The organism is Litorivivens sp. (assembly GCF_041624475.1).
Classification (GTDB): Bacteria; Pseudomonadota; Gammaproteobacteria; order Pseudomonadales; family Spongiibacteraceae; genus Litorivivens.
Genome location: NZ_JBFJUX010000003.1, coordinates 25993 through 48791, shown reverse-complemented (window position 1 = coordinate 48791; position 22799 = coordinate 25993). Strand labels below are relative to the sequence as shown.

General features: G+C 56.2%; 17 protein-coding genes. 6 read left to right on the top strand and 11 right to left on the bottom strand.

Annotated features, from left to right (window positions below):
* The first annotated feature begins 37 nt into the window (after nt 1–37).
* Nucleotides 38–637, top strand: coding sequence for a PaaI family thioesterase (locus ABY734_RS04890; RefSeq protein ID WP_372777884.1), 600 nt, complete (start codon nt 38–40; stop codon nt 635–637).
* Nucleotides 638–661: 24 nt separating this feature from the next.
* A complete protein-coding gene (locus ABY734_RS04885; RefSeq protein ID WP_372777883.1) occupies nt 662–2698 on the top strand; it encodes a TonB-dependent receptor in 2037 nt (678 codons plus the stop codon).
* A gap of 117 nt (nt 2699–2815) precedes the next feature.
* Here the strand turns inward: ABY734_RS04885 and ABY734_RS04880 are convergent, their stop codons facing one another.
* The 10 genes from ABY734_RS04880 to ABY734_RS04835 form a co-directional block, all read right to left on the bottom strand.
* Nucleotides 2816–3829: a tryptophan--tRNA ligase gene (locus ABY734_RS04880; protein ID WP_372777882.1), complete on the bottom strand. Its 1014-nt coding sequence runs from the start codon at nt 3827–3829 to the stop codon at nt 2816–2818.
* Between the two features lie 39 nt (nt 3830–3868).
* Entirely contained in the window at nt 3869–5002 is a 1134-nt protein-coding gene (locus ABY734_RS04875) for a DUF3524 domain-containing protein (RefSeq protein ID WP_372777881.1), read from the bottom strand.
* A 58-nt stretch (nt 5003–5060) separates the two neighbouring features.
* On the bottom strand, nt 5061–7037 hold the full coding sequence (locus ABY734_RS04870; RefSeq protein WP_372777880.1) for a transglycosylase SLT domain-containing protein: 1977 nt from the start codon (nt 7035–7037) through the stop codon (nt 5061–5063).
* Between the two features lie 182 nt (nt 7038–7219).
* Complete coding sequence (locus tag ABY734_RS04865; protein ID WP_372778190.1) at nt 7220–8914, bottom strand: alpha-amylase family glycosyl hydrolase; 1695 nt, start codon at nt 8912–8914, stop codon at nt 7220–7222.
* A 31-nt stretch (nt 8915–8945) separates the two neighbouring features.
* Nucleotides 8946–10175, bottom strand: a complete 1230-nt coding sequence (locus ABY734_RS04860; protein ID WP_372777879.1) for a glycosyl transferase — start codon at nt 10173–10175, stop codon at nt 8946–8948.
* 18 nt (nt 10176–10193) lie between these two features.
* On the bottom strand, nt 10194–10955 hold the full coding sequence (locus ABY734_RS04855; RefSeq protein WP_372777878.1) for an HAD-IIB family hydrolase: 762 nt from the start codon (nt 10953–10955) through the stop codon (nt 10194–10196).
* 38 nt (nt 10956–10993) lie between these two features.
* Nucleotides 10994–11458, bottom strand: coding sequence for a peptidylprolyl isomerase (locus tag ABY734_RS04850; RefSeq protein WP_372777877.1), 465 nt, complete (start codon nt 11456–11458; stop codon nt 10994–10996).
* A gap of 136 nt (nt 11459–11594) precedes the next feature.
* Nucleotides 11595–12071, bottom strand: a complete 477-nt coding sequence (locus ABY734_RS04845; RefSeq protein WP_372777876.1) for an emopamil-binding family protein — start codon at nt 12069–12071, stop codon at nt 11595–11597.
* 61 nt (nt 12072–12132) lie between these two features.
* Nucleotides 12133–13089, bottom strand: a complete 957-nt coding sequence (locus ABY734_RS04840; protein WP_372777875.1) for a LysR family transcriptional regulator — start codon at nt 13087–13089, stop codon at nt 12133–12135.
* A 170-nt stretch (nt 13090–13259) separates the two neighbouring features.
* Nucleotides 13260–15443, bottom strand: coding sequence for a malate synthase G (locus tag ABY734_RS04835; RefSeq protein WP_372777874.1), 2184 nt, complete (start codon nt 15441–15443; stop codon nt 13260–13262).
* 354 nt (nt 15444–15797) lie between these two features.
* Between ABY734_RS04835 and ABY734_RS04830 the strand changes: the two genes are divergently transcribed.
* The 4 genes from ABY734_RS04830 to aceK all read left to right on the top strand — a co-directional run bounded on the left by ABY734_RS04830 (nt 15798) and on the right by aceK (nt 20995).
* Nucleotides 15798–17396 (top strand): isocitrate lyase, encoded by a 1599-nt coding sequence (locus ABY734_RS04830; protein WP_372777873.1) that lies wholly within the window; start codon nt 15798–15800, stop codon nt 17394–17396.
* A gap of 107 nt (nt 17397–17503) precedes the next feature.
* On the top strand, nt 17504–18010 hold the full coding sequence (rraA, locus tag ABY734_RS04825; protein WP_372777872.1) for a ribonuclease E activity regulator RraA: 507 nt from the start codon (nt 17504–17506) through the stop codon (nt 18008–18010).
* A 20-nt stretch (nt 18011–18030) separates the two neighbouring features.
* The gene (locus ABY734_RS04820; protein ID WP_372777871.1) at nt 18031–19065 is read left to right on the top strand and encodes an LLM class F420-dependent oxidoreductase; all 1035 of its coding nucleotides are present in this window, start codon (nt 18031–18033) and stop codon (nt 19063–19065) included.
* Nucleotides 19066–19276: 211 nt separating this feature from the next.
* Entirely contained in the window at nt 19277–20995 is a 1719-nt protein-coding gene (gene aceK / locus ABY734_RS04815) for a bifunctional isocitrate dehydrogenase kinase/phosphatase (protein ID WP_372777870.1), read from the top strand.
* 105 nt (nt 20996–21100) lie between these two features.
* Here the strand turns inward: aceK and aceF are convergent, their stop codons facing one another.
* On the bottom strand, nt 21101–22786 hold the full coding sequence (gene aceF, locus ABY734_RS04810; RefSeq protein ID WP_372777869.1) for a dihydrolipoyllysine-residue acetyltransferase: 1686 nt from the start codon (nt 22784–22786) through the stop codon (nt 21101–21103).
* Between the last annotated feature and the right edge of the window lie 13 nt (nt 22787–22799).

Here is a 22799-nt window from a genome sequence, read left to right as displayed (position 1 = left end):
AGCCAAACTTCCCCCTCTTTAAACCATGAGCGGAATCATGTCAGAACAGAACCTCCGGGCCCTCAGTGCCTACATCAGCACCTTGCGCCAGACACTGGAACTCAGCGCGAATCTGGATACCGATGCCGATAGCCTACATGCGCTGACCGAGCAATTGACGGCCCTCAACAAACAGTTACAGCCGGCAAGTGGCGTGAAAGCTGCGCCGCATTACATTGCCGATTACGGCGATGACATATCCGGCATTCTCCCCTACTCGCCGATCAGCGGTCGCCTGAATCCGATCGCTCCGCCACTTGAGGTCGAGCGCGATGACCATAAGCTCAGTGCGACGGTTACCCTGGGACGTGTCTACGAAGGCCCGCCCGATCTGGTGCACGGCTCTGTGGTTGCCGCTATTTATGATCAGATCATGGCCTTTTCTGCCGTTGACCAGAAAGTGGCCGGCTTTACTGCCAATCTGAGTGTGGACTATCTCGCCGGCACGCCTTTGTTGAAACCGCTTACCTTCAGTAGCTGGGTAGATAGCGTCGACGGCAAAAAAGTGATTGTAAAGGCAGAATGCCACAGTGATGGTACACTGCTGACCCGCTGTACAGGGCTGTTCATTACCTTTCAGCCCGAACCCAAAAAGTAATAAGACCCAGATACAGGAATCACCATGCTGACAAAACAAAAACAGGCGCTATTGGGGGCCGCACTGGCAGGTGCGACAACACTGACCCTGGCGGCAGAACTGGAACAGGTCATTGTTTCCGCCAGCCGTATCGAGCAGACCGAGGCACCACTGAACAGTCTCTCCGTTATTGGCGAGCAGGCTATCGAGCGGGTTTCTCATACCCATATCAATGAATTGCTTAACCGAGCCCCCGGCGTCTGGGTTTCCCGCGGCAACGGCCAGGAACACCTCACGGCGATTCGCTCTGCCGTGCTGACCGGCGGCGGCTCCTGTGGTGCCTTTTACATGGCCCAGGATGGCATTCCCCTGCGCGCGCCGGGCTTCTGCAACGTCAACCAGTTGTTTGACGCCAACAGTGAACAGGCCGCGCGCGTTGAAGTGATTCGCGGCCCCGGTACCGCCGTGCATGGTTCGAACGCCCTGAACGGCGTAATCAATGTGATTACCCGCGCGCCCACCGAAGAACCTTCTACTCGCATTTCTGCCGAGGGCGGCCCCCACGATTACAGCCGCCTGAAGCTGGAGCACAGCCAGGGCAATGAGAACCACCGCATAGGCTTTTACGCCAATGGCGCCCACGACGGTGGTTACAAGGACGATTCAGGCTTTGACCAGCAGAAAATGACCCTGCGCTATGATTATTCCGGTAGCGTCTGGAGCAGCCAGAATGTACTGACAGCAACCAACCTTAATCAGGAAACCGCTGGCTTTGTGCTTGGGCAGGATGCCTACAAAAACGAAGCACTGAAAAAATCCAATCCGAACCCGGAAGCCTACCGCGATACCAGCAGCGGACGGTTTTACAGTCGCTGGGAGCGGGAAGGCAGCCAGAATACCCACTTCGTCGCGACACCCTATTTGCGCTACACCGAGATGGCGTTCCTGCAACATTTTCTGCCCGGCACACCATTAGAAGAAAACGGCCAGAAAAGTGCCGGGGTGCAAACCGCCTTCTACAGCAGTCAGGGATCAAATACTCGCCTTCACTACGGCTTTGACCTCGACATCACTGAAAGCTATCTCCAGCAAGAACAAGCAGCCCCCACCTTTGCAGTTTTTCCAACAGGGAAACACTACGACTATGAAGTAGACGCCACCACTGCCGCCTGGTTTGTGGGCGGTACCTGGCAGCCCAAAGCCGAGCGCGAGCTGAACGCCGGCATGCGCTATGAAATACAGCGCTACGACTACGACAACCTCATGCTTGACGGCAATGACGATGAGAATGGCGTTCCCTGCCCAAGCCCCTGTCGCTACACCCGGCCCGCCGATGACAAGGACAACTTTTACAACTGGTCCGGTCATCTGGGTTACCGCGAAGCTCTCAGCGACACCGTTGATGCGGTGGTGCATTTCTCGCGCGGCTTTCGCGCGCCGCAGGCAACCGAACTCTACCGTCTGCAGTCCGGTCAGGTGAAGGCCGATCTGGAATCGGAAGAAGTCACCAATGCGGAGATTGGCCTGCGCGGGAACTGGTCGCGTGTGAACGCTTCCATCACAGCCTACCGCCTGGAGAAGGACGACGTTATTCTGCAGGACAGCAACCGGCTGAACTTCAGCAACGGCAAAACCCTGCGTCGCGGTATCGAACTGGATATCAGCTGGAATATTCTCGACAACCTGCGCCTTGATGTTCAGGGCAGCTACGCCAAGAGTCAGTACGACAACAATGTGCTGGGTGTTGAGGGCAATGAGATTGATACCGCGCCGCGTCAGCTCGCCAGCGCCCAGCTTTTATGGAAGCCCTTCTCCGCCACCACGGCTGAGCTGGAATGGGTGCATGTGGGCGAGCACTATCTGGACGAAGCGAATACAGCGATGTACGACGGCCACAATCTGGTCAACCTGCGTTTGGCGCAGGGTCTTACCAAAGGCCTGGAAATCTCGGTGCGCGTAACCAACGTGACCGACGAAGACTACGCGGAGCGGGCGGACTTTGTAACGTTTGGTGGTGGCAACTACCGCTATTTTATCGGTGAGCCGCGCAGTGCTTATGTGGGGATTACGGCAGAATTCTAGACCGCTCCCCCTCACCCCAGCCCTCTCCCATAGGGAGAGGGTGCGCACTGAAGCTGGAATATCGGTTCCCTCTCCCTCTGGGAGAGGGATAGGGTGAGGGATCTTTTGAGAATGCGCTTACGACAACGGCGGGATACCTACCGCCGCTTTCACTTTAGCCAGCAACTTACCTGCCCGCTCGCGAGCCTTTTCCGCACCTTTGCGCAGCTCGGCATCGACAAAGCCCGGATCGGCCATCAGCTTTTCGTACTCTTCCCGAGCCTCAGACAACTCGCTGTTGATCAGCGCACCCAGCTCTTTCTTGGCCTGCCCCCAGGCGATGCCTTCTTCAAACTGCTTGCGCATCCAGGCCGTCTGCTCTTTGGACGCAAAGGCCTGCCAGATCTGAAACACGGTTGAGGTGTCAGGGTCTTTCGGCTCACCCGGTTCCAGCAGATTGGTTTTGATTTTATTGATCGCTTTCTGCAGTTTCTTTTCCGGAAGAAACAGCGGAATGGTGTTGCCGTAACTCTTACTCATCTTGCGACCGTCGAGACCATTGAGCACGGCGACATCGTCGTCAATCTGGGCTTCAGGCAGGGTAAAGGTTTCGCCATAAAGATGATTGAAACGCTGGCCGATATCCCGCGCCATTTCGATATGCTGAATCTGGTCACGCCCAACCGGCACCTTGTGCGCGTTAAAAGCGAGAATATCCGCCGCCATCAAAATCGGATAGCTGAACAACCCCATGGTGATGCCGTAATCCGGATCCTGCTGCTCGTCTTCATTGGCCTGCACCGCCGCCTTGTAAGCGTGGGCGCGATTCATCAAACCCTTGGCGGTCACACAAGTAATCACCCAGGTGAGTTCAGGGATTTCCGGCACATCGGATTGGCGGTAAAAGGTGGTGTTTTCGGTATCCAGCCCCAGTGCCAGCCAGGTGGCGGCAATTTCACGCGCCGACTGCTGTACCTGCGCCGGATCGTGACACTTGATCAGGGCGTGGTAGTCGGCCAGAAAAAAGTAGGAGTCAAGTTCAGCGGATTTACTGGCGGCAATCGCCGGGCGTATGGCGCCCACATAGTTTCCAAGGTGGGGAGTGCCGGTCGTGGTAATGCCGGTCAGAACGCGAGACTTTTCAGGTGACACAGAAGGACTCCAGACTGATCACAGGGTAAACAAAGGCGCCTATGATACTGGCTCTCGGGGCAAATTGTTACCAAGAGCATGAGCTATGGCCGCCCGATACCGGGTCGCCTGGGCACTCCAGACTAAGCCTGACAAATCGGGCACATTGGGCAATCCGCGCTCGATCCATACTTGCAATCGATCTGCCAGCGCCTTGCTTTCCGCTTCAATGTCATTCGGGAAGCTGCTATAGCGGTATTGGGCGTCGAAGAAATCCGGGTAACACAGGCGGTCAGGCAATAAGGGAGCACAGCCGGCCTGCACGGCTTCCATAATCGACAGCCCCTGAAAGTCGTGGAGCGAAGTCGACAACACCACATCCTGCTCTCCGAGCAAAGCCAGATACTGCTCGCGATTCTCAATGAAATCGGGGCACTCCACGACCACAGCACCTGCCGGTAGAGCCAACAGGTCCGTCATGGCCTGCGGTACGCTGCGAAAGCGCTGCCCAAGCAGCGTCAGCCGCACCGGCAAAACCCGCCGGTTAAGCTCATTGACCAGCGCCAGCAGTCGGTCGACACCCTTGTCGTATTCCCAGCGATGATTCCAGACTACGCGCAATACGCTGCCGCGAAGGCCCTCCGCGCGTGGCGGCGATCCATTTTGTTCCTGCAGCGGCACTGGCAACACCAGAGCCTTTTCTCGCAGACCATGAAACCAGCCGGCAGAAGGCACCCGATCGGGCAGCTTGCGACACAGGGCTTCGCAGCCGTCTATCAGGCTGTCGAGATTGAACCGCGAATTAAACCAAAGAGCGTCCGCCGACAACGCCGCATAGAGGTTCACCATCTGCGGTTCGACCTGCTGGCGGACATTGCCCTCAGGCGAAGGCGGGTAGGCAAACTGGTTCTCATGAAAGTAGACCACCCACCGCGTATTGCGCCAAGCGGGTATCAGGCCGCGCAGGCTTGCCACGTCCACGGTTGAGGTGGCGATGATCAGGTCATAGGGAGTTTCGAGTTCGGGTCGGCCTTCACTGTACCAGCTCAGTGGGTTACCGCGGATACGCCAGTTGAAATAGCGCGGCGGCAAGGTCAGGGTATCCCAGCAATGCTCGGGCAGAGCCTTCTGCAGCCCCTGCAGCCAGTAGTCGTGACTGGCGGCGTGGTAGGCGGATAAAACCAGAATATGCATAGTCAGGGCAGCGCTGTGTTTTCAAAGTCGCCACCCTAGCCGATTCGTCACTCCGGCACTAGCCTCCGCTTGCTGCGGGCGCCGCTTCCTCTGGCTGCGGCTCGATATAGGCGTAACGCGCCTCGCCCTTGGCATTGCAGCCCGCCTGTACACTCGGCGTTTTGCAGCCCTTGAGCTTGAGCCCGTAAACCACACTGAAAGCCAGTACATTCTTGATGTATTCGCGGGTTTCGCCGTAAGGCAGGTTTTCGATCCAGATATCAGCCGGCAACGGCTCTTTCTGCCGCGCCAGCACCCGGCGAATGCGCTCAGGACCAGCATTATAGGCGGCTGTCGCCAGAATATGATTACCGCCGAAATCCTTTAGCAAGCGGCCGAGGTAGTAGCTGCCCATTTCGATATTCACGATCGGGTTGTGAAGCTCCTGCAGCTTGGGCGACGGCCTGCCCAGTTCTCGGGAGATGGTGCGCGCCGTGCCGGGCATAAGCTGCATCACTCCCCGAGCCCCGACACGCGACTGCGCGTGTTCGGCAAAGGCACTTTCCTGTCGGGCGATGGCGTAGGCCCAGTTCAAATCGATATCACGAGCCTTGGCGTTTTCTTTAAAGGTGTCGGCAAAGGCTAGCGGGAAGCGTAGCTCCAGGTCGTCCCACTCTTTTGCCTTGATCGCCGTCATCACCGCTGCATTCGGCCAGCCCCATTCCAGCGCCAACTGGGAAGCCGCCACCTGCTCGTCGCGATTCAGTTTGCGCAAAGCCCGCCGCCATTCCGCATCAGCGTTGCGCACCAAGCCGTGCCAATAGAGTTCACGCGCTCTTTGTACGGCCGGGAGCTTTTCAATGGCAGGCATAAGTTCGCGATTAACCGTGCGACGTTCGCCCATCTGATAGTCCTTGCCCAGCATATCGGCAGCCAGAAAACTGTAATAGCCACGGCTTTGGGCGAGATATTCAAGAGAAGCCCGGGTTTCCTCAGTCATCGCCTGGCGCAGCTCGATGTCGGCCCGCGCCGACCAGTACTGCCACTGGGCATCACTATGCGTTTCGGCCGGAAGTGCCTGAATGAAATGCTGGGCCGCACGCCAATCACCGTCTTTCAGGGCCAGGCGCACGCGCCACTCTGTCAGGTAGGGATCTTCAAAATTCTGATCATTGGCATTCAGCCAGTCGCGGGCATAGGGTGCGCCGTCGGCAATAATCTGCCGGGCAAAGGTATCTCGCAGCGTGTAGTTCTCGGCATCTGTGAACTGAAAACGACGGGCAAGCTGGTGCCAGAGCGGGTTGCTCGCTTCATAGTCCCGGGCGGCCAGCCGCTTCAGGGTCAGAATCACCAGCTGGCGATTGAAGGGGGTGACTTCCAGTTTGCCGCCCAGTTCATGCAGGCTCTCCGGTTGCCGCAGCAATTCACGCTCCGTCTCGGTGCCCGGTACTTTGCGCAGCAAATAAAGCGCAAGACCGCTCTGCCCGCTGCCGATCGCCAACTCGGCCCGGCGTCGATGCATTTGCTCAACTTCCTCAATACCCAGCCGCGATAGCCATTCGGCCAAGACGTCATCGCAGCTATCGGGCAGCGAGTAACCGGTAAGCCACAGGGACTGCGTTTCACGGTCGGCTTTGGCATCTTCTCCGGTTGCCCGCAGCGCCCGCACAAAGTCACACTGCAAGCCCCGCGGCGCCCTGCCTTTGGTAGCCTTCAGAAAAGCCTCCCACTCCTGATTCCGCGCCAGCTTGGCTCGCCAGGCCTGCTTCATCAGTGAACCAACGGCGGTACCTTTGTAGCGCGTCATTTCACGACTGGCGTATTCGTGGCTGAGGGTATGGATTTCCGCCTTGAACAGTTCAAGGTCCAGATAGGGGACAAGCGCATAGTCCTGCAGGCCTTGCCTCGCAGCCCGGGCTTCTGCAAGATTACCCCGGCGCGCCTCATCGACAGCGACCACAAACAACTCACGCTGCAGCTCCAGCTCCGACCTGGGCGCACTTTGAGCGCTGGCGCAGACCAGAAGACTGCTGAAAGCTACCAGCGTAGCTAACAAAAACCGGCAGTTTGTAAGGAACGGCCCTGACGTTGGCATACAGAAAAAACACCTCGATTCGTTTGGTCCGGCACCTTTGGTCGCCCCACTTTTACCCCGGAACAGCCAAGCCGACTCCATCGGAATAGATGTATCACATCGGATCAGCCGACAACAGGCACTTTTTAACAGGTCTGACAGGATTAGTTACTTATCCAGCGGCACTGGTATGGGCCAAGCTCAATGTTCACCTTGATGTCGCTCAGAACCTCGCCACTGATCAGGTCGCGCCAGTTATCGGTCGCGATAAGATTCAGTTGCGTGAGGCTGATGCTCTGTGGGTTACGTGAGATGTTGTGCAGGGCAAAAATACTCTGGCGCCGGTCGGCGCTCTGACGCCAGAAGGCAAAGACCTGATCATTGATATGCAGGGTGTATTGGGTGGCATTGGGATGAAAGGCCGGCTGGACCCGTCGCAAGCGAATCAGTGCCTGCAATTGTTCAAACACGGCTTTGTGTGCCCCCTCCTCGCTTAGCGCATCCAGCAATTCCTGCCACTGCCACTGATGGCGATTGATAGAGCGGTTGTGACTGGTATTTTCCAGACGGCGATAGTCGTTGCGGGTTGCAAACAGGCTGTGAATGTAAAAGGCCGGTATCCCTTCAAGCGCCAGCATAATGGCATGGGCGCAGACAAAGCGGCCTACCGCAAGATCGTCTTCTCCGGCATGGGTACCCTTGAGCGCATCAAACAGGCTGATATTCAACTCGTAGGGGCGGTTTTCGCCGTTTTCCAGTGCCCGCCAGGATATCTTACCGCCAAAGCCTTCAATACTCGCCACCATCTGCGACAGCTCGTGATCAGACAGCAGCCCTTCGGCGGGACGCAATCCTATACCATCATGCGAGGCAATAAAGTTAAGGTAGGTTGTGCCGTGTTGCGCTGGCGGCATACTCATCAGCCAGGTTTTCAGATGGCTGCAGTCTTCGCTCAACAAGGTATGCAACAGCAAGGGCGGCAGGGAGAAGTTGTAAACAAGGTGCGCCTCATTGGCGTTGCCAAAGTAGCTGAGGTTCTCGCGATTGGGAATATTGGTTTCGGTAATGATGACCACGTCATTGCGGTAGTGTTCAGCAACAGTTCTGATCAGGCGCACCACTTCATGTGTTTGCGGCAGGTTAAGCGAATCGGTGCCCGGAACCTTCCAGAGAAAGGCTATGGCGTCCAGGCGAAAAATGCGCACGCCTTTATCCATATAGAGTTTGATAATCGACAGAAACTCCAGCAACACCGCCGGATTACGAAAATCCAGGTCCACCTGATCGTGACTGAAAGTACACCAGACGTGCTTCACACCATCGGCCGTTTCAGTCTCACGCAACAAGGGACTGGTTCGTGGGCGGACGACCTGGCTCAAGTCGTCTTCGGGTGATGCGGTAAAAAAGAAATCTGAACCAACACCACTGCCCTTCTTGAAGTTTTCAAACCACAGGCTGCGACTGGAGCAATGGTTGATAACGCAGTCCGCCATCAGGCTGTAACTCTGCGCCAGAGCTTCGATGTCCTGCCAATCGCCCAGCGAGGAGTTGACTTCCGCGTAATTGATAACCGCAAAGCCATCATCAGAGCTGTAGGGGAAAAACGGTAAGACATGCACACCGGATATCACGTCCAGCAGATGCTTATCGAGAAACTGCTTTAGAACCTGCAGCGGCGGCTCCGGCTCGCGCTGAATACTATCACCATAGGTGATCACCCAGACGTCGCTCTGATCCCAGTGATTGGTAAACGGCTTGGGCCCCTGTGTTTGGTCGCTGAAACCAAAACTTGCTATCACCTCGCGGCAGAGTGTCGGGGCGCGTTCTTCGCCGTAAAGAAAAGCGAGCTGGCTTTGCAAGGTCGCCTGAAAAAGCGCGAAATCGCTGCTGTTACTCACCCCCGGCAAACTCCCTGCGATCCGCTTCGACTGCCTCACGCAGATCATCCAAAATAGTCGGTATCGCGCTCACCACCCGATTCCAGCTCGGGATAAAAGGTGTCTCCATAGGATTGTCGAGAAAGATATTTCCCGCCTTCACAATATTGGCCGCAAACAGTTCAATCGCCTGCTCTTCCCGGTGAATATCCAGACTCAGGCCATTCATGCGCGCATCGTTGTAATACATTTCGACGAAGTCTAGGGCGGTGCGGTAGTAGGTCGCCTTGATCGAACGAAAGGTTTCGTTGGAAAACACCGCGCCGTTGATCGCCAGTTTTCGGAAAATCGCTTTGGTGATATCAATCGACATTTTCGACAAGCCACCGCCGTCGTCGTGTTCTGACAAATCCTGATGTTTATGGTCGTAACGATCTGCTATGTCCACCTGACACAGACGGTTGCTGGAATAATTGCGGTACACCTCGGACAAAAGACCGATTTCCAGCCCCCAATCACTGGGGATGCGCAGTTCACCCACCACGTCGGCCTGCAGTGAAAACTCGCCGGCTAGGGGATAGCGAAAGCTATCGAGATAGTCGAGATAGTCAGTATTGGGGTAGATCTTTTTCAGGGACCGCACCAGCGGTGTCACCAGCAAGCGGCTGACCCGGCCGTTGATACTGGTGTCGGTAACCCGCGCGTAATAGCCCTTGCAGAATTCATAACTGAAGGCTGGATTGGCTATGGGGTAAAACAGGCGCGCCGGCAGCAGTCGCTCGTAAGTCACGATGTCGCAATCGTGCAGAGCGATTGCCTTGCCGCGCCCTGAGGCGAGCACATAGCCCAGACAATACCAGGCATTGCGCCCTTTTCCGGGTTCACGCGGCGCCAGCCCCTCGGCCTGCAAGCGCTGATCGATAGCGCGCAGGCGTGGGCCGTCGTTCCAGAGAATGCGGTGGTGCTGAGGCAGCCGGCCAAAATAATTGACCGCCTGCCGAAACTCGTCGGCACTAGCACGGTCGAGGCCGATCACGATTTCACTGAGATAAGCCACATCGCGTAGATTCTGCACAATATCTTCCAGCGCCTGCCCCTGCAGTTCAGAAAACAGGCTGGGCAGCACCAAACTCATTGGCCGGGATTTCGAAAAATCGATCAGATCGGCCTCGAGATCTTTCAGCGGCCGATCGACCAGGTTATGCAGGGTGGCAACCATTCCCCCCTGATAAAAGTCACCCATCGCGCCACTCCTTCTGTTTTAGTTCGTTTGTAAAATATCGCTTATCGCTTCTGCCCAACCTTCAGGGCCACAGGCCAAGGTATGCAGCACGGTGTTGTTTGGTCCACTCTCAAGGCGCAAACGCCTGCCGCTGGTCGAACGAATACATACCGCGATATCCGCGCGTTTCAGCATGGCAAGGTCATTTTCGCTATCACCCAGTGCCACCACCGGGCCCTCTATATCAGGATAGTAGCTTTCTCGAAGCTTCTGCATGGCCACACCTTTATCACAGCGCCCCATTGCATGCAGAAAACGCCCGCCTTCCAGACACTGCAATCCCTGTGCCTGAATCCAGCTGATAAATTCTCTGCGCCGTTCAGGCGTTCCCCGCCAAACCAAGGGTTCGGTAAATTCCCGGTCTAGCGAGGCCTTGGCAGCCGCGCGATCCAGGCCGGTTTGCGCCATCACGCCGTCAAGCCGCAGATCGCGGTAACTGCGGAATTCAAAGCCCTGGCGGCGCGCCTCATCCAGCGTCTCCAGCAAGACCGGGCGTTTCACACCCAATACCTGACACGCCTCACCATCGGCTTGATAAACCGCGGAGCCGTTTTCGACAATAAAGGGGGTGTTCAATTGTAGTGCAGGCAATAACTGCACCAGTTCGGTGCGCGTTTTGCTCGTATTGAGTACAACAGGAATGTTGCGGCGGGCGAGCTCTGCCAGTGCCGCCGTCGCGGGCGCATGGGAGTAGGTGTGGTGGTCGAGTAAGGTGCCGTCGAGATCAGTGACAACTAGCATGGAAAGTAGCCGCTGCGAATATCGCAGCGGCCTTTTACTTAGTGAACGTGGCCGTGAGCAATTTCCTCTTCGGATGCTTCACGCACCGAATCGATGGTCACGTCAAAGTTCAGTACCTGTCCGGCCAGGGGGTGGTTGCCATCAACCAGAACCGCTTCTTCGCTGACTTCGCGGACAACAACCATCTGCGCCTGACCGCCCTCGCCCTGGGCCTGGAACTGCATGCCCGGCTCTATGCTTTCTACGCCCTGAAAGGCCTCACGAGGAACCTGTTGCAGCAGGTCGGGATTGATCTCGCCGTAACCGTCAGCAGGCTGCACAACAACCTTCAGCGACTCACCTGCCTCTTTGCCTGCCAGCTCGTTTTCCAGACCGGGGATAATGCCATTGTGGCCGTGGAGATAGGTCAGCGGATCGCGACCTTCGGAGCTGTCCAGTGTCTGGCCGTCTTCGTCAGTCAAGGTGTAGTGGAAGGAGACGGCACAGTTGTTTGCGATTTTCATAGTAACCTCGTTAGTAAATGAGCTGCACAGGATGCCATTTTGAAGCCTCGAGGTCACGGAAAACAGGAAAAATAGCCCGGATTATGGGCGTTTTTCCCGGTTGATGGGGGAACATGCCCGACTATACCGCTGCGCCTCAACGCTCCGCGTCAAACGGCCGTTCGGGCCACATGCGCCAGGCCAGCAGCATGGGCATGAGCATCCAGGGCAAGTTGAAGGCGAGGTAATAGAGCGTATTCGGCGGTGGATGAGCGCCATTAAAGGTCTCGTAAAAGTAAAAATACATATTGGTGACGGAAGAACCGGCAAACAGTAAGGCCCACAGGCGAATCCAATTACGCTGTTTCCACAAGGCATACAACAGAACCAGCAGAAAGGGCGAATGCACCAGACCATCAAGCGCAGTGCTGGCCAGCAGGGTCATAGGTGGGTTCAGGTGCTGTGGTTCTTCCGCGACAGCCCAGCCATGAAGCCACTGCAGTGGCGGCCAGGGGCTATCCGGACTCACCGGCACACCCAACGCCTCGGGCAGGCTGAACAACAGGCCGTAGGTAACGGAAATACAATAAAAACTGAACAACAGCAGGTCGACCGGACGCTTGTAAAGTGGCATAGCCTTATCCATTTTTATTTTTTTGCTTTGGATGAGCCTAGCCGATAATGCGATTAAATGCCTACCGGTTTGTGGTTTCCTGAATAATCCGCTGGCCCAGATCGACAATTTCGCGGCGCAGCCAGATATGTCCCGGATCGTGCTGCAGCAGCGGACTCCAGGCAATCTTCAGCTCAATCGGTATGATCATGAAAGGCGGTTTGCGAATTGCCAGCCGCGAATCCTCCGCGTGCAGGCGGGCAACCTGAGTCGGGAGCGTGGCAATCAGATCCGGCTGACTGGCCAGCAGCGCGGCAACCTGATAGTGACGGGTAAACAGGCGGATGCGGCGGGTGTGGCCGGATTCTGCCAGCGCCTCATCAACCCAACCCAGACGCTGTGGGTCCTTGGTGTTCATGCCGCGCCCGACTCCCATACCGGTCTTGCTGACCCAGATATGGTTACCCTGTAAATAGGCTTCCAGATCAAAATTTTCCAGCACGGGGTTATCGGCGCTCATCAGGCAGGAAAAGCTGTCACGCCAGACCGTAGCCTGATGAAAGGATTGGGGCAGCTGATCGAAGCGGTTAATGGCCATGTCGATTTTGCCCTGCTCCAGATCCTGAAAGGACACGTCAGAGGGCGTAAGGATATCCAGCGTGATGTCGGGGGCCGCATCGCGCAGGTCGTTCAAGAGCGGCGCCAGCAGGGTTGATTCGGCATAGTCCGTGGCCATAATCCGGAACACCCGGGTACTGGTTTTGGCATCAAACTCCGCCACCGGCAGCACGGCCTTTTCAACCGAGGCCAGTATGCCACGTACTTGAGGCTGAAGTTCATTGGCGCGCTCTGTGGGCGTCATCCCCTCACTGGTTCGCACCAGCAAGGGGTCGCCAAACAGTTCCCGCAAGCGGCGCAGGCCGTTACTCAGGGCTGGCTGGGTGATGCCCAACTGCTCCGCCGCACGCGTCACGTTTTTTTCACGCAGCAGCACGTCCAGATACACCAGCAGATTGAGATCAACGCGGGACAAATTCATAGGATAAATGCCTCAAGCCCAATAATAATTATGAAAAATCATTTAACCAGAAGCTTCGCCGAATGGAAACACAGTCCAGAGGGCTTAAAAAAAAGCCCGGCAAATTGCCGGGCAAGCCTCACACTGACAGGTATGAAGTCGGTTTGGAAAGCGCCCAGTGCCCGATCAGGCTACTGGCCGCGCTTTGCCTTAAGCTCTCGGCGACGGGCGTGCAACACCGGCTCGGTATAGCCATTGGGTTGCTCGGTACCCTTGAACACCAGATCACAGGCGGCCTGGAAAGCCACACTGTCATCAAAGTTCGGTGCCATGTTCACGTATTCCGGGTCGCCCGCATTCTGGCGGTCTACCACTTCGGCCATGCGCTTGAGGGTTTCCATGACCTGCTCTTCAGTACAGACCCCGTGGCGCAGCCAGTTGGCGATATGCTGACTGGAGATACGCAGGGTGGCGCGATCTTCCATCAGGCCAACGTCATTGATATCCGGCACTTTGGAACAGCCGACACCGGCATCGATCCAGCGCACAACATAACCAAGAATGCCCTGGGCGTTGTTGTCCAGTTCATTCTGAATCTCTTCCGCAGACCAGTTAGTGTCCTTGGCTACCGGAATGGTCAGAATATCATCCAGTGCTGCTCGCTGACGCTTTGCCAGCTGCTGCTGGACATCGGCAACACTGACTTCGTGGTAGTGCATTACGTGCAGAGTCGCGGCGGTAGGTGACGGTACCCACGCACAGTTGGCGCCGGCCTTCGGATGGCCAATTTTGGCGTCCATCATCTGCGCCATTTCATCGGGCATGGCCCACATGCCTTTACCGATCTGGGCCTTGCCACTGAGGCCACATTCCAGACCAATATCGACGTTCCAGTCTTCGTAGGCTTTGATCCAGGCTTGCTGCTTCATGTCAGCCTTGCGCACAAAGGCGCCCGCTTCCATGCTGGTATGAATTTCGTCACCGGTGCGATCAAGGAAACCGGTATTGATAAAGATCACCCGTTCCTTGGCCATGGCGATACAGGCTTTCAGGTTCACCGTGGTGCGACGCTCTTCGTCCATGATGCCAATTTTCAGGGTGTTGCGGGTCAGGCCCAACGCGTCTTCAATTCGATCAAACAGTTCGCAGGCAAAGGCCACTTCTTCCGGGCCGTGCATTTTCGGCTTAACGATGTACACACTGCCTTCACGGGAATTACACAGGGTGCCGGTGCGCTTCAGATCGTGAATGGACGCCAGTGCGGTGACCATGCCGTCCATGATGCCTTCCGGAACCTCGTTGCCGTCGGCGTCCAGAATCGCCTCGTTGGTCATCAGGTGGCCCACATTACGCACCAGCAGGAGGCTGCGACCGTGCAGAGTCAACTTACTACCGTCTTTGGCGGTAAAGACGCGGTCTTCAACCAGACGGCGGGTGATGGTTTTCCCGCCCTTTTCCAGGGATTCTTCCAGCGTGCCCTTCATCAGGCCCAGCCAGTTGCTGTAAACCACCACCTTGTCTTCAGCATCAACCGCCGCGACAGAATCTTCGCAGTCCTGAATGGTAGTCAATGCGGCCTCAAGCACCACATCTTTGACATGGGCCGGGTCCGTTTTGCCAATCGGGTGCTCTGCGTCGATTTGAATATCGATGTGCAGGCCGTTGTTAATCAGGAGAATGTTGCTGGGCGCGGCAGTATCACCCGCATACCCCACAAACTGATCGGTGTTCTTCAGGCCCTGGGTGCTGCCATCCTTCAACGCTACCTGCAGCTGGCCGTCACCAACGGTATAGCCGGTGGCGTCAGCGTGTGAACCATTCGCCAGCGGCGTATGGGTATCCAGAAACTTGCGGGCGTAGGCAATGACCTTGTTGCCGCGCACCGGGTTGTAACCTTTACCTTTATCGGCGCCGCTGTCCTCGGGAATCACATCGGTGCCGTAGAGCGCATCATAAAGGCTGCCCCAGCGGGCATTGGCCGCGTTCAGGGCGTAGCGAGCATTCATGACCGGCACGACCAGCTGCGGACCCGCCAGGGTGGCAATCTCGGCATCCACATTGGAGGTGCTAACCTCAACATTGGCCGGCTCTGGCAGCAGGTAGCCCAGATCCTCGAGAAAGGTTTTGTATTTGGCGGCGTCAAAATCCGGGTTCTCCCGGTGCCAGCTGTCGATGGTGGCCTGCATTTCGTCACGCGCGGCCAGCAGACGCTTGTTCTTGGGCGCCAGATCCTTGAGGATGGCCGCGAACTGCGACCAGAAGTGGTCTGGCTCTACTCCGGTGCCCGGTGCAATTTCTTCGTTGACCAGGCGATACAGCACCTCTGCAATCTGCAGGCCGCTGTGTTCGATGCGCTTGGTGGAAGATGAAGACATGCTTGCTCCTTAATATACAGGTCTTGGTAAGTACAAATGCCCGGCAGTCCGGGAACCGGAGTTTGCGGGCATGTTAGCGAGCGCAGGATAATTTCACAAATTAATCCATATTATCCACGCAATTCACGCAGAAAATAAACAAAACTACCGGGATTGTGTGCCACACCTTCATTTATAGACGCCACCGCGCTGTCTACAATACTTTTTGTTGGCAGAAATTCCCCTGAGTGATGGGGAGAATGCTATTTACACGAAAAATACTCGCTATTAAGTCTATAAATTAGATAAATCAGGAGCCCAGCCCTAGAATACGCGGCATCCGTCAACTCCATTCGACACGAGAAGGGATCGAATATGTCTGATTATCGCTCAACTATCGAACACATCGCCAAACTGCGCGAGCAGATGGGTGACGCCTGGCGCGACATCAAGCCGGAAGCCGCTGCCCGCATGAAGCTGCAAAACCGCTTCAACACCCACCTGGATATCGCCAAGTACAACGCCGGCATCATGCGTAAAGACATGGCCGAGTACGATGCTGATACCAGCAAGTACACCCAGTCTCTGGGTTGCTGGCACGGCTTTATCGGTCAACAGAAGATGATTTCGGTCAAGAAACACTTCGGCACAACCGATAAAAGCTACCTCTACCTGTCAGGCTGGATGGTTGCCGCCCTGCGCAGCGAGTTTGGCCCCCTGCCCGACCAGTCCATGCATGAGAAAACAGTTGTCGCTGACCTGATCCGCGAGCTGTACACCTTCCTCAAGCAAGCTGACGCGTGGGAACTGAACCACCTGTTCCGTGGCCTGGACGAAGCTCGTGAAGCTGGTGACAAAGCCAAGGAAGAAGAAATCATCAACAAGATCGACAACTACGAAACTCACGTTGTACCGATCATTGCTGACATCGACGCCGGTTTCGGTAACGCTGAAGCCACTTACCTGCTGGCCAAGAAACTGATCGAAGCCGGTGCCTGCTGTATCCAGATCGAAAACCAGGTATCTGACGAGAAGCAGTGTGGCCACCAGGACGGTAAAGTAACTGTACCGCACGAAGATTTCCTCGCGAAAATCCGCGCCTGTCGCTACGCCTTCCTTGAGCTGGGTATCGATGACGGTGTAATCGTTGCCCGTACCGACTCTCTGGGTGCCGGCCTGACCAAGCAGATCGCTGTAACAGAAGAGCCAGGCGACCTGGGCGACCAGTACAACGCCTTCCTCGACGGCGAGTACATCGAATCTGCCGACCAGATCGAAAACGGCGACGTTGTGATCAAGTCCAACGGCAAACTGCTCAAGCCCAAGCGCCTGCGCTCTGGCCTGTTCCAGTTCAAGCCGGGCACTGGCGAAGACCGCGTGGTTCTGGACTGTATCACCAGCCTGCAGAACGGTGCTGACCTGCTGTGGATTGAAACCGAGAAGCCCCACGTTGGCCAGATCGCCGGCATGGTAAACCGTATCCGCGAAGTGGTTCCCAGCGCGAAACTGGTTTACAACAACAGCCCGTCTTTCAACTGGACCCTGAACTTCCGCCAACAGGTATTCGATGCCTGGGAAAAAGAAGGCAAGGATCTGTCTGGCTACGATCGCGCCAAGCTGATGAGCGAAGAGTACGACAACACCGAGCTGGGCCAACTGGCCGACGAGTGGTGCCGCAACTTCCAGCGCGATGCGTCGCGTGAAGCCGGTATCTTCCACCACCTGATCACCCTGCCGACTTACCACACTGCGGCCCTGTCTACCGACAATCTGGCCAAAGGTTACTTCGGCGACGAAGGCATGCTGGCCTACGTTGAAGGTGTTCAGCGCAAGGAAATCCGTCAGGGCATCGCCACCGTTAAGCACCAGGACATGGCTGGCTCTAACATCGGTGACGACCACAAGGAATACTTCGCCGGTGAAGCCGCGCTGAAGGCCGGTGGTAAAGACAACACGATGAACCAGTTTGGTTGATTGTGAGCTTTACTAGCTGACTACGATAAGGGGTGACATTATGTCGCCCCTTTTTGGTTTAGGTGTGCGTCAAACATCCGACGTCTGGCGCCAAGAAAGGAGGCACCATGACTAATATATCCACTCCCGATCTCTGCGATGCCTACGGCGACAAGGTCCAGGTAGCCGACCCTGTTTTCCGCCACTTCGGCGGCAATGACAACTTCCACGGCGAAATTGCCACCGTCAAATGCTTTGAAGACAATTCCAAAGTTGGTGAGTCTCTGCGTACCAATGGCGAGGGCAAAGTACTGGTTGTTGACGGCGGCGCCTCGCCGCGGCGCTCACTGCTGGGCGATAAACTGGTGCGCATGGCTATGGACAATAGCTGGAAAGGCATTATTGTGTACGGCTATATTCGCGATCTTGAAGATATCGCCGATATGGACATTGGCGTGATGGCGCTGGGCAGCATTCCCCGCAAGACTGAGAAACGCGGCGAAGGCCGCACCGGCATCAATCTGCAGTTTGCCGGCCTGAGCGTTCAACCCGGCAACTTTATCTACGCGGACCGCACCGGCGTGATTGTCGCAGGCGAAGCACTCAAGCTGACTGATCTCGGCGACGACAACTGAACCAAGAATAAGGAGCTGTTATGAAACTCGGAATGATGCTGGGCTACTCTGGCAAGAAAATGACCATCCCCATGGATCTGATCAAGAAAGCCGAGTCCCTCGGTTTTGATTCAGTCTGGACCGCCGAAGCCTATGGTTCGGACTCTATCAGCCCGGCGGCGTGGATCCTGGCGCAGACCGACAAAATCAAGGTCGGCACCTGCATCATGCAAATGCCTGCGCGTACTCCTGCGATGGCAGCCATGACCGCCAATACCCTCGACCATTTGTCTAACGGTCGTTTTCTAGTGGGCCTCGGCGCCTCCGGCCCGCAGGTGGTTGAAGGCTGGCACGGGGTGCCTTACGGCAAGCCGGTAACCCGCGCCAAGGAATATATCCAGATCATGCGCAAGATTTTTGAGCGCGAAGCCCCGGTCGAATTCGACGGCAAGATGTATCAAATGCCGGTCAAAGGCGAAGGCACCACCGGACTGGGAAAACCACTGAAGTCCATTCTGCACGGCAATCCCAACATTCCGATTTACCTGGCCTCCATTACCCCTGCCGGCCTGGCCAACTCGGCTGAAGTCGCCGATGGCGTATTCCCTGTGTTTATGATTCCCGAAAAGTTTGATGTGCTGAAAAAGGACCTGGATCGCGGTTTCGCCAAAAGTGGTCGCAGCATGGAAAACTTTGATGTTGCGCCTACCGTCGGTGTGGTCATGGACGACAATCTCGACGGCTGCCGCTACTTCATCAAGGATTTCCTGTCACTCTATATTGGCGGGATGGGCGCCAAGGGCAAGAACTTCTACACGGATTACGCAACCCGCCTGGGCTACGGTGACGCCGCCGAAAAGATTCAGGATTTGTATCTGGCCGGTAAAAAAGACGAAGCCCGCAATGCAGTACCCGATCAACTGGTAGACGACATCGCACTGGTTGGCCCGGAAGCGCGAATTCGCGAGCGCGCTCAGGACTGGAAGGCTGCTGGCGCCCGAGGTGAAATTGGCACGCTGCTGATCAACGCGCAACAGCCTGAAGTACTACCAATACTCGCAGACGCGCTGCTGTAAACCCCCTCACCCCAACCCTCTCCCTAAGGGAGAGGGTGCGCACTGAAACACAATGGAGGGTTCCCCCTCCCTTTGGGAGAGGGTGCGCACTGAAACACAATGGAGGGTTCCCTCTCCCTTTGGGAGAGGGACAGGGTGAGGGAAATTACTTTATTCGCCCGCCGGTAACTCGCTATCATTCGTACTTCGTCTACCCGGAGCCATTTCTCCTGTGACCACCATAACCCGCCGCCTGGCCCTTGCCATATTGAATGGCTTCGATGCCTTCTTCGCCGAGTACAAAAACATCACACTCGGCGCCCAGGCGCGCTTTGAAGCCGCCGACTGGCAAGCCGCGCAAAAGGCCATGCGCGACCGCCTGGACCTGTGGAAGCAAAAGCGGAAAATTGTAGCCGAAGCAGTAACTACGATTACTGCCGGCGGCGTCTACGATCGGGATAACTGGGAAGTTGCCAAAGCTGAATACTCGGAATTAATTCAGCACCACCCGAACTTTGAAATCGCCCAGTCTTTTTTCAATTCCATTTACTGTTATATCTTCGAGCACGAAAAAGTGCGCGAGCTACACGCCTTTGTCTCCGCACCGCAGGGTTATAAGCCGGAGGGCAGTGAACGCATCATCCACGTCTACAACTTTCGCGGCGACGGTCGCGATGTCGTTAAGGAGATGCTGGATAACTGCCACTTCAATATCCCCTGGGAAGACCAGGAGCGGGATATCGGCTTCATCATGGAGTTGGTGGAACGGGAACTGCTGCCCAAACTCGACACCAAAAATCATAGGGCCAGAGCCGAAACACTGGAATCTCTGTTTTTCCGCAACAAAGCCGCCTACCTCGTCGGCCGCATTGTCTGCGGCGACACCAGCCTGCCCTTTGTTCTGCCCATCCAGAACAGTGGCGAAGGTTCAGTCTACGTCGACACCCTGCTTTACGATCCCGATGACATCAGCATCGTGTTCAGTTTCGCCCGCAGCTATTTTATGGTCGACGCGTCCATTCCCTCGGAGTACGTCGCCTTCCTGCACAAACTGATGCCACACAAGGAAGTATTCGAGCTCTACAACACCATGGGCATGCCAAAACACGGCAAAACCGAGTTCTTCCGCTTTGCCGTCGATGACACCCTCAACAGCGATGCCCCCTATATCATTGCGCCGGGGATCAAGGGTATGGTCATGCTGGTGTTTACCCGCCCCGACTTTGACTATGTGTACAAGGTGATCAAGGATCGCTTTACCCCACCCAAGGAAATGAGTCAGGAACACGTCAAGGCCTGCTACAGCCTGGTAAAACGCTGGGACAGGGGCGGGCGTATGGCGGACACCCAGGAGTTTAACAACCTGGCTTTCGACCGCCGCCGTTTTTCCGAAGAACTGATGGCCGAACTGAAGAAAGAAGCTCCGTCGAAAATCGAGGAAAGCGGCAATGCTCTGGTGCTCAAGCACGTCTATATCGAGCGCAAAATGATCCCTCTCAACCTCTACCTGAAGCAATGTGACGACGATCAGCTCTACAGTGTGATGGACGAGTACGGCAATGCCATCAAGCAGCTGGCTTCCAACAACATCTTTCCCGGCGATATGCTGCTGAAAAACTTCGGCGTAACCCGCCACGGTCGGGTTGTGTTCTACGACTACGACGAAATCTGCCCCCTCGTAGATTGCAAGTTCCGCTCACTGCCGGAACCCCAGAATGACGAGCAGGCCATGTCGACCCAACCCTGGTATGAAGTAAATCCGGAAGATGTTTTTCCCGAGGAATTTCGCCTGTTTTTCTCAGGCAATCAGCGCGCTAAAAAAGTTTTTGATGAGCTCCACAGCGACCTGTATGACCCGGAGTGGTGGCAGGATTTACAGGACAAGATCAGCAAGGGCTTTGTGCCGGACCTGTTCCCCTATCGGCGCAAGCAGCGCTTTCAACAGCGCTGATGCCCTCACCCTGCCCTCTCCCAGTGGGAGAGGGTATCTCCCTAAGCTAATTTAGACGCCCCCTCTCCCCTTGGGAGAGGGTCGGGGTGAGGGGCTTCGAATGGGCTACAGCAACAATCGCCGAATATCCCCCAGCACCTCATTCAAGGTGCTGAAGAAACGCCCGGCATCTGCACCGTTAATCGCCCGGTGATCGTAGGACAGCGACAACGGCAACATCTCGCGCGGCACAAACTCCTGCCCATTCCATACCGGCTTCACCGTCAGTTTTGATACCCCGAGAATGCCCACCTCCGGTGTGTTCACAATCGGTGTAAAGCCCTGACCGCCAATATTGCCGAGGCTGGAAATGGTAAAGCAGCCGCCCTGCATTTCCTGAGGTTTGAGTTTGCGGTCTTTTGCCTTGGCCGCCAACTCGGCGGTTTCTTCCGCCAGTTCCCACAAGGATTTTTTATCGACATCGCGTACCACCGGCACCACCAGTCCGGCCGGAGTATCCACGGCGATCCCGATATGCACATACTGCTTGTAGACAATGGTTTCACCGTTGTCGGCCAGCGAAGCATTGAACTTCGGGTTAGCCTTCAATGCCGCCGCGCAGGCTTTCAGCAGGAAAGGCATGGGCGTCATTTTCACACCCTTTTGCTCTGCCTCGCCCTTCAGCCCTTTGCGAAAGGCTTCCAGTTCAGTGATATCCGCATCATCCCACTGGGTCACGTGGGGTACGTTCAGCCAACTGCGATGCATATTGGCGCCGGTCAACTTATGCAGCTTGCTGGCAGGCTCCGCCACCACCTCGCCAAATTGAGCGAAATCCACTTCGGGGACAGCGGGAATACCCGCACCGCCAGCGGCACCGGCAGGAGCTTTGTTCTCTACCAGGCTTTTAACGTAGTCCTGCAGGTCTTCCTTCAGCACCCGACCTTTCGGCCCACTACCGGAGACCGCCTTGAGGTCAATCGAGAATTCCCGCGCCAGTTTGCGCACCGCCGGGCCGGCATAGACCTCGCCTCCAGGCGCCTTGTTGGCCTGTTTACCGAGGGCCAGTTTGTCCTGAGCGGACTGTTCGGGCTTGTCGGCTTTGGCTGGCGACGAACTTTCTGAAGACTCCGTTGACGCCTCAGGCTTGTGCTCAGGTTTTTCCTCAGGCTCTGAGGCGACGGCGCCTGCCACGCGCATAACCAGAACCTGATCGCCTGTTCTGGTTTTGCTCCCCTCTTTCAGGGCAACTGATTCGACGGTGCCGCTATAAGGCGAGGGTATTTCCATCGACGCCTTATCAGACTCCAGCACCACCAGCGAATCGCCTTCGCTGATCTCGTCGCCCTCGCCGACACAGACTTCTATGACATCGACTTCGTCGTCGGTACCAATATCGGGAACCGATACCGTCTGTGAGCCGCCCTCTTCCTGTGTCTTTTCGGCAGCTGCTGGCGGGCTCTCGTCTTGATTGTTTTCAGCTTTTTGATCCGATGCTGCAGATTCTTCAGCTTTGGCATCCTCCGACTCGGTATCTTCCGACTTGGTCTCTTCGCTTTCTGCCGCGCCGTCCTCGCCAGCGACCTCGATCTCCACCAGATCATCGCCTTCACTGATGCTTTGGCCTTCCTTCACGAGGATCGCGGTGATTTTTCCCGCCTTCGGGCAGGGCACTTCCATTGAGGCCTTGTCAGACTCCAGCACTACCAGCGAATCTTCAGCGGCTACCTCATCACCCACCGCCACACTGATCTCAATCACGTCGGCGGAATCGGATCCGATATCGGGAATCTTGATAGTTTCTTTACTCACGATTCTGTCCTTA

Bases quoted from the DNA above. Each gene is read 5' to 3' on its own strand.
- ABY734_RS04890 (WP_372777884.1), top strand. From the start codon at position 38: ATGTCAGAACAGAACCTCCGGGCCCTCAGTGCCTACATCAGCACCTTG.
- ABY734_RS04885 (WP_372777883.1), top strand. From the start codon at position 662: ATGCTGACAAAACAAAAACAGGCGCTATTGGGGGCCGCACTGGCAGGT.
- ABY734_RS04875 (WP_372777881.1), bottom strand. From the start codon at position 5,002: ATGCATATTCTGGTTTTATCCGCCTACCACGCCGCCAGTCACGACTAC.
- ABY734_RS04860 (WP_372777879.1), bottom strand. From the start codon at position 10,175: ATGGGTGACTTTTATCAGGGGGGAATGGTTGCCACCCTGCATAACCTG.
- ABY734_RS04855 (WP_372777878.1), bottom strand. From the start codon at position 10,955: ATGCTAGTTGTCACTGATCTCGACGGCACCTTACTCGACCACCACACC.
- ABY734_RS04850 (WP_372777877.1), bottom strand. From the start codon at position 11,458: ATGAAAATCGCAAACAACTGTGCCGTCTCCTTCCACTACACCTTGACT.
- ABY734_RS04845 (WP_372777876.1), bottom strand. From the start codon at position 12,071: ATGCCACTTTACAAGCGTCCGGTCGACCTGCTGTTGTTCAGTTTTTAT.
- ABY734_RS04840 (WP_372777875.1), bottom strand. From the start codon at position 13,089: ATGAATTTGTCCCGCGTTGATCTCAATCTGCTGGTGTATCTGGACGTG.
- ABY734_RS04835 (WP_372777874.1), bottom strand. From the start codon at position 15,443: ATGTCTTCATCTTCCACCAAGCGCATCGAACACAGCGGCCTGCAGATT.
- ABY734_RS04830 (WP_372777873.1), top strand. From the start codon at position 15,798: ATGTCTGATTATCGCTCAACTATCGAACACATCGCCAAACTGCGCGAG.
- rraA (WP_372777872.1), top strand. From the start codon at position 17,504: ATGACTAATATATCCACTCCCGATCTCTGCGATGCCTACGGCGACAAG.
- ABY734_RS04820 (WP_372777871.1), top strand. From the start codon at position 18,031: ATGAAACTCGGAATGATGCTGGGCTACTCTGGCAAGAAAATGACCATC.